Genomic DNA, 15,462 nt, shown 5'->3' with positions numbered 1-15,462 from the left:
CCGATAATGAAAAAATTATTTCAAAAAAATAGCGAAACCGTTAATTTAAATCGTCGCTCGTTTATGATTGGCACTGCTAGCGCAGGCTTAGTCATGGCGTTTGCCCCTGCGTTATTTTCGGGTTCGCTCAGTGCAAAAGAATCAATTGCGCAACAAGCTTTTTCACCCACTATTTGGTGGACTATGAGCACCGACGGCGCCGTAGAAGTAAGTATTGCAAAAGCTGAAATGGGTCAACATATTGGTACTGCTCTTGCGCGTATTGTGGCTGATGAACTTGAATGTGATTGGGATAAAGTATCAATTACCTACGTAGATACTCATGAAAAATGGGGCTTTATGGTAACGGGTGGTTCGTGGTCTGTATTTCAAAGCTTTAAGCCATTATCTCAAGCCGGTGCTGCAGGTCGAATTGCATTAATAGAAGCTGGAGCTAAAATGCTCGGCGTGACTGCAGATAAATGTCGTGCTGAAAAGGGCTATATTATTGCAGGCGAAAAATCGGTTAGTTACGCAGACATAGTTAAAAAAGGCGAGTTTAATCGTACATTTACCAGTGATGAAGTTTCAAACCTGCCACTAAAACCTGCTAATAAACGTCATTTAACAGGGCTTAAACAAGACTTTAAAGCGCTTGATATACCAGCCAAAACAAATGGTACAGCAGTATATGGGATAGATGTAGAAGTTGAAGGCATGCTGTACGCGCGTCCAGTTATTCCACCAACTCGTTATGGCAGCACAGTAACAAACGTTGACGATAGTGCAGCAAAAGCAATTAAAGGTTACAAAGGCTATGAAATTTTAAATGACCCTAGTAACACAGTGCAAGGCTGGGTTGTTGTATTAGCTGATAGTTACCCAAGTGCCATTAAAGCAGTAGATGCTTTAAAGGTGAGTTACAAAAAGGGTGAGTCGGCAAATATATCTGAAGCTGATATTCAAAAAGAAGGTAAGCGATTATGCGAGCAACGCGACTCGGGCACTTTGTTTGTTGATGAAGGCGATATAAAGAAAACCCAAGCAGACGCTAGTGAGTCGTTAGAATCAATGTATACCACAGCGACAGCGAGTCATTATCAGCTAGAACCATTAAATGCGGTTGCAGAGTTTAAAGACGGAAATTGGATTATTCATACAGGTAACCAGTGGCAGTCACTTACGTTACCAGCGCTTGCTAAAGCACTCGATATAGAACAAAACAAAGTAATTATTCGTCCTTATTATTTAGGTGGTGGTTTTGGTCGTCGATTATTTGGTGATTGGACTGTACCTGCGGCTCTAACTGCAAAAGCAGTAGGTAAACCAGTAAAACTGGTATTTACACGGGCAGATGATAGTTTATTCGATCAGTCTCGTTCTGCATCTGCTGCAAAAATGACGGCATCGTTTGACAAAAATGGTACCTTCACAGGGATGGAGCATGCATTTGCTGCTGGTTGGCCTACTAAAGCTATGGCTCCAGGGTTTTTATCACCGGGTGTTGATGGCAAAGGTAAATTTGATGCATTTTCAGCATCAGGCGCTGATCATTGGTACAGCATGAGCAGTCATCGTGCTCGCGCTATTAATAACGAAGTTGCACAAAGCACCTTTAATCCAGGTTGGCTACGTTCAGTAGGGCCTGGCTGGATTGCATGGAGTCTTGAGTCGTTTATTGATGAAATTGCCCATAAGCAAGGCAAAGATCCTGTTCAATTTAGAATTGAACTGTTAGATGGTAAAGGCAAGCAAGCAGGTAAAGCACCTGAGAGCGTTGGCGGAGCACTGCGCTTACGTAATGTGCTTAAAACGGTGTCTGACAAAGTAGCTTCTGTAAAATTGGCGAAAGACGAAGGCATTGGTTTTTCTGTAAGCTCAGGGCAAGAACGTACAATGCCAGCATGGCTTGCAACCGCAGCGCATGTTCACGTTAACCGTGATAGTGGTAAAATAACGCTTAAAAAGCTTTATGTTGTTGTAGATGCGGGCTTAATAGTTCACCCTGATGGCGCACTGGCGCAAATTGAAGGGTCGTTACTATGGGGCAGTAGTCTTGCATTGCATGAGTCAAATACGTATAAAGATGGACAGGTATCTGCGACTAACTTTAATACTTATTTACCGCTAAGAATGCAAGATGTACCAGATATGGACATCGAGTTTTTACAAAGCGATGAGTTTCCAGTTGGTTTAGGTGAGCCTGGCGTGATAGGGGTTGCTCCTGCGATTGGTAATGCTGTATTTAATGCAGTAGGCGTGCGTTTACGTGACCTACCAATGAAGCCAAGCGAACTTAAAAAAGGCTTAGAAGCGTAAAACAAAAATAATTAAAGGGGTTTGCTTTATGCTGCCCCTTTAGTTATTAAATATATTTATGTAATTATTATTTATGTATCAATAGGTAGCGTTGTTTATACCAGTTTGCTTAATTAAACGATTAAGTATTATTGCAAATTGGTATTAGGTTGTTATTACGTGTTGATATTAGTTAAGGTTTATTTATGCTAATCGACCCAACAGGGCGAGAGTTTAGTTACCTACGTTTGTCTATTACTGATGTATGTAATTTTAAGTGTGTTTATTGTTTACCAGATGGTTATCAGGGCGGTCACGACCGTGGCTTCCTCACAATTGATGAAATTAGCAATACACTTAAAGCGTTTGCACACCATGGTATTGAAAAAGTAAGGATCACTGGCGGAGAGCCAACCCTTAGAAAAGACTTTATAGATGTTGTTCGCGCGGCAAAAGATGTTGCGGGCATAAAAAAAATTGCAATGACCACCAATGGTTTTTCTCTTCATAAGAATATTCATGACTGGGTAGATGCAGGTTTAAACGCCATTAATGTAAGCATTGATAGTTTAGATTCACGCATGTTTAACACCATTACTGGGCATGACAAATTTACCTCAGTAATGAAAGGTATTGATACTGCGCTTGAAACGGGTATTGATTCGGTAAAAATAAACAGCGTGCTGATGAAGCAATATAACGCAAAAGAGTTTGATACATTTTTAAATTGGGTTAAACACCGCCCCGTCACCATCCGCTTTATAGAATTGATGCAAACAAACGACAACAAAGCCTTTTTTGATGCTAACCATGTTTCTGGGCAAGTTTTAAAAACTCAGCTATTACAAACGGGTTGGCAGCAAGTTGCGCGTAGTGCATCAGCAGGTCCTGCTCAAGAGTTTGCGCATCCTGATTATCAAGGCAGGATTGGTTTAATAATGCCTTACAGCAACGATTTTTGTAGTACCTGTAACCGATTAAGGGTTACAGCAAAAGGAAATCTGCACTTGTGTTTGTTTTCTGAAGAGGGTATTTCGCTAAGAGAATATATGAACGACAGTTCGAATAGTGAATTAATGGCATTGTTATCTCGCTATATTAAAACTAAAAAGCCAACTCATCTTTTACATCAAGGTAATACAGGTATTACTACTAATTTATCTATGTTAGGTGGCTAGTTTTTAGAGCTAATTTGTAAACGAAAACATCAAATGTGTTCCTAAAATATCTATAAAGGGGAGTGTTTACATGGTTTTAGAGCAACAAAGCTTGTTAAATTGTATTTTCACGTTAAACTTACTTTTTATTTTTATTAAGTGATTAGAATGGATATCGCAGCCCTTAATAGCACTAAATCATTAAGAAAAGACGTTCTAAGAGGAATGTGCCTTTGCTTTGGTGTTTTATCGGTTGGATTTGCGGGGTTTAATTTAACCGTAAATAACTTTCCATTGCTTGGCTATATCGAAATCTGTTTTTCTATTTATTGTATATTTACTTACATTACACTCATACGCCGCCCATTACAGTTTTGGCAATCCGTTGTAATGTGCGCACTTATCACATCCATTGTTATTTTAGGTACATCTTTGGCGTCGCCTCGTAACGGTGTTTATGTATGGTCGTTTGCATTACCTATTTTGTACTACCTACTATTAGGTAAAAAATATGGTGTAATTTTCTCTGCAAATTTATTAGTCACCCAAGTATTTATTTTAGGTAGTCAGTCTACGCTTGCCCCCTTTGAGACTTTTAACTTATCTCTTAATCTACTCTGTGCTTATTTAAGTATTTGGGCGATTTCTCACGTTTTTGAAGGGAGTCGTTCACACTTTTCAAGGCGACTTAAAAATTTAGCTTTACTTGACCCACTAACGGGTGCAGGCAATCGCCTTTCAATGAACCACTACTTTGAAGTAGAACTACAAGATAAATCACAGTTATATTTATTCTTACTTGATTTAGATTTTTTTAAACAAGTAAATGATGAATATGGCCATGGTGTGGGTGACCAAGTGCTTATTGAAGTAGCAACTTTACTAAGAGTTATACTCGCTAGAGGGTATGTATTTAGAGTCGGCGGTGAGGAGTTTGCTTTATTTAGCTCTTTTGAAAATGATGAGGCCGCGCTGAAAACCGCCGAACAAATAAGGGCACGTTTTGAAAGTACCACATTTGACATTGACGGCCTTGCAATCAATGTTACAACCAGTATTGGTGTCGCAAAATTTAAAAGTACCAATTCATTGGAAAGCTTTGTAAACCAAGCTGATAAACAGTTATACAAAGCAAAGCAATTTGGTCGCAATAAAGTGTATTGTAAGTTTAAAACAGAAAATGATTACGAGGCAGTTGTTGCGTAAGTCGTGCTACTTAGTACATTTGTTCAAAGTTAGGGATCCCGTTTTCCCAAATCGGTTTATCTTTTCCTAAATGCTCGCGTACAGCATCAAAAAATAATCGGGTTCTTACTGGTAAATCTCGATGCGGATATACGGCATACATCGCGCTAAACTCCATCAGTTTTACATCGGTCAATAAAGGCACTAACTTACCTTGTATTATTTCATCACCAATAATAAATGCAGGGGCGACAAAGTAAGTTGTGCCCGACAATGTTTTCATTAACAATGACTCGGCATCATTTGCACGAAACACACTTTTTATTTTTTGCTCGCAGCGCTCACCTTTACTATCGTAATAATCTATTGCTTCTACTCGAATAGAATTACTGGCATAGCTTGCTGCTGGTAATGTCGCTAACTCTTCCATTGTTTTTGGCATACCATAAGTTTCAATAAACTGTGGCGCAGCTAAAATTAATAATCGATTACGCGCTATTTTACGTGCAATAAGTGACGAGTCTTTAGGCTCTCCTACACGAAAAGCCAAATCAAATCCTTCAGAGACTATGTCTACTAATCTATCGTCTAAGCGCAGTTCGACTTCTACTTGCGGAAAGCGTTTTTGAAAATCATTAAGCACAGGTTGTAAATAACGACGACCAATAAGAGTTGATGAAGTGATTTTTAAAACGCCGCGCGGTTCTAAATGATAGTTTTCAGCCATGCGCACGGTTTCGCCGAGCAGCTCTCTAAGCTCAGCTGCTTTTTTGATCATTTCGGCGCCTGCCGCTGTGAGCGAAAATGAACGAGTAGTTCGGTTAAGTAACCTAACGCCTAACTCATCCTCTAAACGGCTAATTTGTTTAGATATAACAGAGCGATCTATGTTGCGTATTTCTGCAGCTTTAGCAAAAGAGCCTTGCTCAACTACTTCAAGTAACATTAAAAGTCGACTTGTTGTATCCATTATTACACCTTAACTAATTCATTGATGCCATTTTGGCATTAATGAATTTAAAAATCTATGGTTTTTACACACGGATTTAATCCGTATTATGCGAGGCTAATCAACAATGGAGCGTCTTCATGAACAAACATCTAATTGCTGCTGCACTTACTGCGGCCTCTTTAACACTCGCGGGTTGTGCTGATGAGAGCACAGCTCAATCAGCACCTGCACAGCAACTTCAACCAATTGATGTAGCACAGGTGCTTGTTAAGCCGGTACAAAGCTGGCACACATATACAACTCGTTTAGAGTCTCCACAAGAAGTTGCTTTAATGCCGCGTGTATCAGGAATCATCGATAGCATTGAATTTAAAGAAGGCGACGTGGTTAAAGAAGGCGATGTTTTATTTCAATTAGATGCTCGCCCATTTGCAGCGGTTGTTGCAAGCTTAAAAGCGCAAATTAAAAGTGCAGAAGCCGCCTTAGAACAAGCTAAAAGTGAAGACAAACGTGCGGTACGCTTATTAGACCGTAAGGCAATCTCTACAGAGCAAGCACAAGCGCGCACTTCAACACTGCGCCAACGCGAAGCACAGCTTTCTGCACTGCAAGCACAACTTACTTCAGCAGAACTTGATTTAGAGTTTACGTCAGTAGTATCACCAATTGATGGCATTATTTCTCGTGCAAATATTACTAAAGGTAATAACGTACTTGCGGGTCAAAGCGTATTAACATCGATTGTTTCAAACCAAGCTATGTACGCTTACTTTGATGTTGATGAGCGCACATGGAATAGCTCTTTTAATGATGTTACTGCTGCGAGCCACCAAACTGTTGTAATGCAAAAAGTCGGTCAAAGTGATTTTGCATACAAAGGCTACATTAACTTTATTGATAACCAAATTAATTCATCAACGGGCACATTACGTGTACGTGCGGTATTTAATGAAGACAACAACCAATTACGCGCAGGCTCGTTTGCACGTATCAAGCTTGCAGCCAATTCTATTAGCGACGCTATTATTATCCCAGAACGTGCAATTGGTACTGACTTAAAAAATCGCTTTGTACTAACCGTTGGCGAAAACAACGTACTTGAATACAAACTAATTACTATTGGTGAACGTTACGGTGCATTACGTGCGGTTACTTCAGGCCTTAACGAAGGTGATGTAATTGCTGTAAATGGTCCTGCTCGCGTAGGTCCTGGTATGCCAATCTCTCCGCAAACAGTAACAATTGATACAAGCGGTGTGGCATTTACATTGTCAAACGACAACGCACAACTTGTGGCTAAGCAATAAGGTTTATTGATGAAATTTTCGCATTTCTTTATACAGCGCCCAATATTTGCGGCTATGCTGTCGTTGGTTATTTTAATTGCTGGTGGCATATCACTATTCCAATTACCAGTAAGTGAATACCCAGAAGTAGTTCCTCCAACAGTTGTTGTTACCGCCAACTACCCAGGTGCTAACCCTACCGTTATTGCGCAAACAGTGGCAACACCGCTGGAGCAAGAAATTAACGGCACTGAAAACATGCTATATATGTTTTCGCAAGGTACTAGTGATGGCCGTATGACTCTAACGGTAACTTTTGCGTTAGGTACCGATTTAGACCGTGCCCAAGTACAAGTACAAAACCGTGTAAACAGTGCACTTCCGCGTTTGCCAGAAGAAGTACAGCGTTTAGGTGTTGTGGCTGAAAAGTCATCACCCGATTTAACCATGGTGGTGCATTTATATTCACCTGAAAAAACGCACGACACAGCTTACTTATCTAATTATGCTGATTTAAACATTAAAGATGAAATTGCGCGCTTACCAGGCGTAGGTGATATTCGCTTATTCGGTGGCGGTAAATACTCAATGCGAGTATGGCTTAACCCAGATGCACTTGCTGCACGCGAATTAACAGCAACAGATGTAGTAACAGCGCTTCGCTCGCAAAACCAGCAAGTTGCTGCAGGTAGCTTAGGTGCACAACCAATTTCAAACGACAGTCAATTTCAAATATTGTTAAACGTTAAAGGTCGTTTAAACAGTATTGAAGAATTTGAACAAGTTATTATTAAAGTAGGCGACGAAGGTCAGTTAACGCGTTTATCTGATATAGCCCGTGTTGATTTAGGTCAAGACACTTACGCACTGCGTGCAGAGCTTGATAACCAACCAGCTCTTGCAATGCCAATATTTCAACGTCCAGGTTCAAACGCTATTGAGCTTTCTGATCAAGTACGCGAAACAATGGCGCGCTTATCTAAAGATTTCCCTACTGGTGTTGAATACGACATTGTGTACGACCCTACGGTATTTGTTCGCGGCTCAATTGACGCGGTAATTGCCACTTTGCTTGAAGCAATTGTACTGGTAGTTATTGTTGTTATTGTATTTTTACAAACGTGGCGTGCATCAATTATTCCGTTAATTGCTGTGCCTATTTCACTCATTGGTACGTTTGCTGTAATGCAGTGGTTAGGTGTCTCAATTAATACCTTGTCGTTGTTTGGCTTAGTATTGGCCATAGGTATAGTTGTAGATGATGCGATTGTAGTTGTTGAAAACGTAGAGCGTAATATCGAAAATGGTTTATCGCCTCTTGAAGCAACCCGCGTTGCAATGAGCGAAGTAACTGGCCCTATTATTGCCATTGCATTAGTACTAAGTGCTGTATTTATTCCTACTGCGTTTATTACCGGTTTATCAGGTCAGTTTTATAAGCAATTTGCCCTTACAATTACAATTTCGACGATTATTTCAGCGTTTAACTCATTAACGTTATCGCCTGCGCTTGCTGCATTGTTACTAAAATCGCACGATGCAAAACCAGATGCGTTCACGCGTTTACTTAATAAATTGTTTGGTCGTTGGTTGTTTAAACCATTTAACCGCGTATTTAATCGTGGTGCAAAAGGTTACGAAAAACTGGTACAAAAACTAATCCGTATGACTGTTGTTGTAATGGTGTCTTATATTGCACTTGTTGGTGGCACAATTAAGTTATTTGATACCGTACCAGGTGGCTTTATTCCACAGCAAGATAAACAGTATTTAGTGGCTATTGCGCAGTTACCTGACGCATCAAGCCTTGATCGTACTGAAGACGTACTTGCTCAAATGCAGCAAATTGCATTAGAAGTCCCAGGCGTTGCACATACTGTTGCTTTTCCTGGCTTATCAGTGAACGGTTTTACAAACAGCCCTAACAGCGGCATTGTATTTACACCACTTGAGAGCTTTGACAAACGTACCGATCCGAGCCAATCAGCGATGGCGATAGCGGCGCAGTTGAATAAACGTTTTGCTGCCATTGATGAGGCATTTGTAGCGGTATTTCCACCGCCGCCAATTCAAGGTTTAGGCACTACAGGTGGTTTTAAACTGCAAATAGAAGACAGAGCTAATAAAGGGTTTGAAGCACTATTTAATAGCCTGCAAGCCGTTATTGGTAAAGCGCAACAAGACCCTGCATTAATGGGCCTGTACTCAAGTTTCCGTATTCAAGTTCCACAAATGGATATTGATATTGACCGCGAACAAGCGCTTATTCAAGGTATTCCACTTGATGAAGTATTTAACGCACTGCAAATTTACTTAGGCTCTGTGTACGTAAATGACTTTAATATGTTTGGTCGTACGTACCAAGTAAATGCACAGGCTGATGCTGACTACCGCTTAGACCCTGATCAAATACTTAATTTAAAAGTACGTAACCGCTCAGGTAATATGGTGCCACTAGGCTCTGTATTAACAGTAACACCAACAATTGGTCCTGACCGTGTTATGCATTACAACGGTTACCCAAGTGCAGAGTTAAATGGTAGCCCAGCGCCAGGTTATAGCTCTGATCAAGCACAAGTTGCTATTGAAAAAGTACTCGCAGACACACTACCAACAGGTATTGAATATGAGTGGACTGAAGTAACGTACCAACAAGTACTTGCCGGTAACACCATGGTTTATGTATTCCCGTTAGTTGTATTACTTGTATTTATGGTACTTGCAGCGCAGTACGAGAGCTTACGTTTACCACTGGCAATTATATTAATTGTACCAATGACTATTTTCTCAGCCTTGTTAGGTGTGTGGTTTGTTGGCTCTGACAACAACATATTCACCCAAATAGCGCTCATAGTTCTGGTCGCGTTGGCTTCTAAAAATGCGATATTGATGGTTGAGTTTGCAAAAGATAGACACGACTCAGGCTTATCGCACTTAGAGGCAATACTTGAGGCATGTCGTATGCGCTTGCGCCCAATATTAATGACGTCAATTGCATTTACAGCAGGTGTTGTACCGTTAGTACTTGCCACCGGTGCGGGCGCCGAAATGCGACACGCAATGGGTAACGCCGTATTCTCAGGCATGATAGGTGTAACCGTGTTTGGTCTATTGTTTACGCCGGTATTTTATATGTTAGTGACTAACAAAAAAGAGAAAGCGCAGGAGAATACTCATGACTAAATTAATGCAAAAAAGACTTAAAACAAGTCTAACTGTCAGTGCAGTATTAGTCGCTGCGTTTTTAGCCGGGTGCGCGAGTAAAATAGACACCATGAGCGAGCAAAAAGCTGTTAACGAATTTGTCGCTAAAGCTAATATTGCAAGTAACGTTAGCGTTGCTGATGAAACAAATTGGTGGAAAAAGCTTAATTCTGATCAACTAAATGAGCTTGTTACTGGCGCGCTTGCAAATAACTATAATTTGCAAACAAGCCAGCTAACACTTAAAAGCGCATTAGCGCGATTAGGAGAGCAAAAAGCCCAGTACTTTCCGCAAGGTGGCGTAAATGTTGGAGCAGCTCGAACCGATGCACCAAGCGTGTTTGACCGTCAATCAAGTGCAAACGTTGCACTTGATTGGCAGCTAGATTTATTTGGTCGTATAACGGCGTTGGTTGATGCTGCAAATGCATCGGCCATGAGCCAAGCAGAGCAAGTACGTTTATTACAAATAGAAGTAGTATCGTCGGTTGTTAAAGGCTTTGTGAGCTATCAGGGTAATGTTGAAAAACAACACATTGTAGCGCTTCAAATAGAAGCGCTTGAGCAAAGTATTGACGTTCTTCAAGCCCGAGTTGACGAAGGCGTTGCAAACGAGCTTGATTTAAACCGTACTATGGCGCAGCTTAGGCAGCAACAAGCACTTATGCCTGCTATTGAGTATGCAAAATATAGCGACTTATCTGCGCTTGCAGTACTAAGCGGTAAGCTAGCGCAAAATATTGCTATTGAAAACGAGCAAGGCGTGCTTGAACGTGACTTTAGCGTCGCACTAAAAAACGCTAATAATGCCATTGCCTTACGTCCTGATATTAGCCGCGCACTGTTTGATTTTAGCCAAGCAAGTAGTTTAAGTGTTGCAGCTAGCAAAGCGTTATTACCAGATATTAGCTTATCTGCATTTGCAGGGGTTGTGAGTATAGACAGCACAGGCTTAAAAAATACCGATCAGCAGTGGCAAGTAGCGCCGCAGTTGCAATGGTCGTTATTAAGCTACCCAGCATTATTAGCGCAGCGCGACGCGCAGCAGTTTTTAAGTGAAGCCGCATACAGCGATTATCAACAAGTGGTATTAACTGCACTCAGTGAAAGTGAACTTTCACTGCAATTGTTGGTCAATCAAGCACAGCAAAAACGCTTTGCCGATGAGCGCTATGACTTTGCTAATAAAGCATTTTTACAAGCCCAGGCAATGTACGAAGAAGGTCAAATTCCTTACCTTGAGTTGTTAGATGCGCGTCAGGATGTTTTAATAGCACAAGAAAATGCTGTTGAAACAACAATTTCTTCACTGCTTGCCAAAGTAAATGCTTACCAGTCATTTAATGGCCAATGGAGTTATGCGTTAAACGACACTAATAAGTAGAGTTATATTGATGCCAAATACTGAAAATTTACATGAATACATTATCCCGCAAACAATGCGCGCTATTGTACTGCCAGAACCAAATGAAGCAATTAACTTAGCGGATGCTGAGCTGCCTGTTCCAGACTGTGCAGATAACGAGCTGCTTGTAAAAGTAGAGTACGTTGGTTTAAATCCAGTTGATGGTCAATTTGCTAAAACAGGCTTTTGTAAATGGCAGTATCCACATATTTTAGGCTTAGACGCCGTAGGTGTTGTGGTTAAAGCTAACAAAGGTGTGTTTCCAAATGTTGGCGAGCGGGTTATGTGGCATGCCAACATTGGTGAGCAAGGTGCTTTGAGCGAATACACCAAAGTGCCTAACTTTGCAGTGTCGGTTGTGCCAAGCAGTTTAAATCCGGCCATTGCAGCAACACTTCCATGCGCCGGTATGGCAGCACTTATCAGCTTAGATAAAATAGGTATTAGTGAAGGCGATACTATTTTTATTGAAGGCGGAGCCGGAGCGGTAGGGCAGTTTGCTATTCAATATGCAAAACAGCGTGGTGCAGATGTATTTACCACCGCATCAAAGCGTAACCATAAATTGGTTAAGCAGCTAGGCGCTGATGTGGTTTTTGACTATAGCGATAAAAAGCTATGCGAAAAAATCCGCAGAGAACTTGGCCCGCAAGGCTTTGATGCGGTTATTGATACGATAGGTGGAGAGTGTACTCAGCGTAATATTGAGTTAATGCGTTTTTGCGGACGTATTGCCTGCTTAAATCCGCTACCTTGTTTTGATCAAGACTTAATGTATCACCGAGCGCCGAATATTAGCGTTGTATCGATTGGTGGTGCATGGCTTGCTAATAGTTTATGTGCACAACAACGCTTGAGCTTTATGGGCAACCTGTTACTTGAAGGAGCTGTTAGTGGCGACATTAAACACCCAGAAATAACGCCCGTAGATTTTAGTGCTGAGTCAGTATCGCAAGCGCTTAATAAACAACTTGCTGGTGGTTTTACCGGCAAGCAAATTGTTAAAGTTGCTAAGTGAAGCGCTTATACAATTTGATTTAAATTTAAGTAGTTTTAGTTAGATTAACTGATAATGTAGCCTCTATAAATTGAATAAAAACGTAGCATATTTGTGCTGCGTTTTTTTATGCCCATCAGAAAATAGATACAGCGCAAGGATTTTTGCTGTTTTATTCATCATTTTAGTCAAAATACTTTTTTTCAGCGTACAACTGTAAGCCTTTGTGTTTCAACAGTTTACGTTCAGGTAAAGAAAATAAATTGAAAAAACTGTTAATTAAATGAATAGAGTAATTGATCTAAACGATTTTTTATGACGTAATGTAGGTATTATTTAGCTGGTCGGATGAGTTCAATCATGAGTTTACGTACAAAACTAAAAAAAGTATTACCAAGTATTTCTATCACAGAACAAGAAGCGCTAGACGCGGGTGATGTATGGCTTGAAGGTTCTATCTACCAAGGTAAACCTGATTTCAGTGCACTTCGCGACGTACCTGCTGCTACATTAAGCGCAGACGAGCAAGCATTCTTAGACGGTCCAGTAAAAGAACTACTGGGCATGATTGACGATTCAGTGATTCAAAACGGCATTCATTTACCAAATGACATCTTAGAATTTTTGAAAAAAGAGCGTTTTTTCTCGCTTATCATTCCTAAGTCGTTTGGTGGTTTAGAGTTTAGCCCTTATGCAAACTCTACCATTGTTGGCACTATTGCGACTAAAAGCTCAGCAGTTGCGGTAACCGTAATGGTTCCTAACTCGTTAGGCCCAGGTGAGTTATTACTTCACTTTGGTACGCAAGAACAACAAGCACATTACTTACCACGCCTAGCAAATGGTACAGACATTCCATGTTTTGCATTAACAAGCCCAGAAGCGGGTTCTGATGCAGGTGGTATTCCTGATGTTGGTAAAGTAACTAAAGGTATGTACAACGGCGAAGAAGTCCTTGGTCTAGAAATTACCTGGGACAAGCGCTACATTACACTTGCACCTATTGCTACCGTACTTGGTTTAGCATTTAAAGTAGTTGACCCTGATGGTCTGCTAGGTGGTAAAGAAAACCTAGGCATTACCTGTGCACTTATTCCTAAAGAGCACCCAGGTGTAGAGCTTGGTAATCGCCACGACCCAATGGGTATTCGTTTTTACAACGGTACTACACGTGGTAACAAAGTATTTGTACCAATGGATTTTGTTATTGGTGGACAGAAAAACATCGGCCGTGGTTGGCAAATGCTGGTTAGCTGTTTAGGTGCTGGCCGTGGTATTTCATTACCTGCACTAGGTGTTAGTACAGCACAAGTTGCATTTAAATCAGCATCTGAATACGCAGCAGTGCGTGAACAGTTTGGTTTAGCCATTGGCCAGTTTGAAGGTATTCAAGAAAAATTAGCCGACATTGCAGGTAAAACATACCTACAAGAAGCAATGCGTGTACTTACAACTGAAGGCTTAGGCATGGGCTTAAAACCATCAGTAGTAACCGCAATCGCTAAATACCACATGACAGAGCTTGGTCGCGACGTGCTTGATTCAGCAATGGATATTCAAGCAGGTAAAGCGATTCAAAATGGCCCACAAAATACATTAGCAAGTGGTTATGTTGCTCAGCCGATTGCCATTACGGTAGAAGGCGCGAATATTCTTACACGTAACCTAATGATCTTTGGTCAAGGTGTTATGCGTTGTCACCCATATTTACAATCTATGGTTGAGTCAATTCACAGTGAAGACAAAGGCGCAGATAAAGAATTTAACGGCATTTTGCGTAAAACAATCGGCTACAGCACAGCAAACAGCTTACGTGCTTTCCGCCTTGGTGTTTTACCATTTACAGCAAGTGCTAATTCTGATTTACCAGAAGTACGTGACTACGAAAAAGCAGTACATAAATTGTCTGCAAAACTTGCAGTGTACGCAGACTTTTCGTTACTGGTACTTGGCGGTAAGTTAAAACAAGCAGAAATGCTATCGGCACGTTTAGGCGATGTAATGAGCTTCTTATATGCAGCTATGGCATCAATTAAATACTACGAGCAAAAAGTATCAAGTAGTGACCGTGAGCAAGCAGCGCCCTATTTCCATTACGCGACTCGTTTTGCACTACAAAGTGCTGAAGAAGCATTGCATAAGTTTTTAGATAACTTCCCTGCAAGTGGTACACGTAAGTTTATTCGTTTCATTACAATGAACTACTCAACTAAAATGCCAAAAATTAGCGACGATTTAATCCGCGAACTAGCTAAGCAAGCTCAGCTAGATACCGCATTTAAAGCGCAAATCACGCATTTAGTTAAACCAGTAGTGGGCGATGGCCATCATATTAATGAGCAAGCTTACAAAGCTAAAATGGCATCACTTGGCGAGCTGGCTAAAGTTAAAAAAGCATTACGTGCTAAAGTAATTAAGCCAGGTGCACGTTTTAACATTACACTTGATAACGCATTAGCGGCAAACGTAATCACGCAAGCTGAACACGTTCAGTTAATTGATTACAACATCAAACGTGAAAAAGCGATTCGTGTAGATGAGTTCGATTTTGATATGAACCTACTAGACGATAACGCACAGCCGATTAACCCGCTTAAAAGCGTAGTTAATCAGTAAGTTAAAGTAATTAAATTCAATGATGCAAAGCGCCCGCAGTATCGGCGCTTTTATTTTTGATTAAAAAATTAGTGTGGAGCCCTGTTTGTGTAAAAACAAGCGGGGCTTTTTTATGTTTTTTAAAAGTAGAATATAGATGGCGGTATTGGTTTGAAAGCGAATATGTATGCGTAGAGGATTGAAAAGAGACGCTTATAATCTTGAAAAAGGGCTAACAACCCCGTTAGCACCTTGCTGTAGTACATGGGTAGGATACCCACTGAATTAAAACGTTGAACATTTTAGCGTTCTAAATAACTCATTAACTGCGTTAAAAACTTCTCATATAGATAAACTATATTACGAAGTTTTTGCCTTGTTACTGAGCTATTTATCTATCGCTA

At 40.7% G+C, this 15,462-nt stretch carries 9 protein-coding genes; 8 read left to right on the top strand and 1 reads right to left on the bottom strand.

The window, feature by feature from the left end; genetic code table 11:
* The first annotated feature begins 6 nt into the window (after positions 1–6).
* The 3 genes from H5120_RS03350 (at position 7) to H5120_RS03340 (ending at position 4,640) form a co-directional block, all read left to right on the top strand.
* A complete protein-coding gene (locus tag H5120_RS03350) occupies positions 7–2,298 on the top strand; it encodes a xanthine dehydrogenase family protein molybdopterin-binding subunit (RefSeq protein ID WP_182673592.1) in 2,292 nt (763 codons plus the stop codon).
* A gap of 185 nt (positions 2,299–2,483) precedes the next feature.
* Positions 2,484–3,455, top strand: coding sequence for a GTP 3',8-cyclase MoaA (gene moaA, locus H5120_RS03345; RefSeq protein ID WP_007582018.1), 972 nt, complete (start codon positions 2,484–2,486; stop codon positions 3,453–3,455).
* Positions 3,456–3,602: 147 nt separating this feature from the next.
* A complete protein-coding gene (locus H5120_RS03340) occupies positions 3,603–4,640 on the top strand; it encodes a GGDEF domain-containing protein (RefSeq protein WP_182673591.1) in 1,038 nt (345 codons plus the stop codon).
* 10 nt (positions 4,641–4,650) lie between these two features.
* Here H5120_RS03340 and H5120_RS03335 read toward each other — a convergent pair whose 3' ends face one another.
* Complete coding sequence (locus H5120_RS03335) at positions 4,651–5,589, bottom strand: LysR family transcriptional regulator (RefSeq protein WP_182673590.1); 939 nt, start codon at positions 5,587–5,589, stop codon at positions 4,651–4,653.
* A 119-nt stretch (positions 5,590–5,708) separates the two neighbouring features.
* On the opposite strand from H5120_RS03335, the gene H5120_RS03330 reads away from it, so the two are divergent.
* The 5 genes from H5120_RS03330 (at position 5,709) to H5120_RS03310 (ending at position 15,079) form a co-directional block, all read left to right on the top strand.
* Positions 5,709–6,878: an efflux RND transporter periplasmic adaptor subunit gene (locus tag H5120_RS03330; protein WP_024595653.1), complete on the top strand. Its 1,170-nt coding sequence runs from the start codon at positions 5,709–5,711 to the stop codon at positions 6,876–6,878.
* A gap of 9 nt (positions 6,879–6,887) precedes the next feature.
* The gene (locus H5120_RS03325; protein ID WP_182673589.1) at positions 6,888–10,040 is read left to right on the top strand and encodes an efflux RND transporter permease subunit; all 3,153 of its coding nucleotides are present in this window, start codon (positions 6,888–6,890) and stop codon (positions 10,038–10,040) included.
* Positions 10,033–11,445 carry a TolC family protein gene (locus tag H5120_RS03320; protein WP_182673588.1) on the top strand — a complete coding sequence of 471 codons (1,413 nt, stop codon included), beginning with the start codon at positions 10,033–10,035 and terminating at the stop codon, positions 11,443–11,445. Before H5120_RS03325 ends, H5120_RS03320 begins: the two co-directional genes overlap by 8 nt.
* 10 nt (positions 11,446–11,455) lie before the next feature.
* Entirely contained in the window at positions 11,456–12,484 is a 1,029-nt protein-coding gene (locus tag H5120_RS03315) for a zinc-binding dehydrogenase (protein WP_182673587.1), read from the top strand.
* Between the two features lie 339 nt (positions 12,485–12,823).
* Positions 12,824–15,079, top strand: a complete 2,256-nt coding sequence (locus H5120_RS03310) for an acyl-CoA dehydrogenase (RefSeq protein WP_182673586.1) — start codon at positions 12,824–12,826, stop codon at positions 15,077–15,079.
* Positions 15,080–15,462 lie beyond the last annotated feature (383 nt).

Source organism: Pseudoalteromonas sp. SR43-2 (assembly GCF_014163885.1).
GTDB lineage: Bacteria > Pseudomonadota > Gammaproteobacteria > Enterobacterales > Alteromonadaceae > Pseudoalteromonas > Pseudoalteromonas distincta.
The sequence above is the reverse complement of the archived record's forward strand: the minus strand, read 5'-3'. Positions and strand labels throughout refer to the sequence as shown.

Excerpts from the sequence above, each read along its gene's own strand:
- H5120_RS03350 (WP_182673592.1), top strand. The coding sequence starts at position 7 with ATGAAAAAATTATTTCAAAAAAATAGCGAAACCGTTAATTTAAATCGT.
- moaA (WP_007582018.1), top strand. The coding sequence starts at position 2,484 with ATGCTAATCGACCCAACAGGGCGAGAGTTTAGTTACCTACGTTTGTCT.
- H5120_RS03340 (WP_182673591.1), top strand. The coding sequence starts at position 3,603 with ATGGATATCGCAGCCCTTAATAGCACTAAATCATTAAGAAAAGACGTT.
- H5120_RS03335 (WP_182673590.1), bottom strand. The coding sequence starts at position 5,589 with ATGGATACAACAAGTCGACTTTTAATGTTACTTGAAGTAGTTGAGCAA.
- H5120_RS03330 (WP_024595653.1), top strand. The coding sequence starts at position 5,709 with ATGAACAAACATCTAATTGCTGCTGCACTTACTGCGGCCTCTTTAACA.
- H5120_RS03325 (WP_182673589.1), top strand. The coding sequence starts at position 6,888 with ATGAAATTTTCGCATTTCTTTATACAGCGCCCAATATTTGCGGCTATG.
- H5120_RS03320 (WP_182673588.1), top strand. The coding sequence starts at position 10,033 with ATGACTAAATTAATGCAAAAAAGACTTAAAACAAGTCTAACTGTCAGT.
- H5120_RS03315 (WP_182673587.1), top strand. The coding sequence starts at position 11,456 with ATGCCAAATACTGAAAATTTACATGAATACATTATCCCGCAAACAATG.
- H5120_RS03310 (WP_182673586.1), top strand. The coding sequence starts at position 12,824 with ATGAGTTTACGTACAAAACTAAAAAAAGTATTACCAAGTATTTCTATC.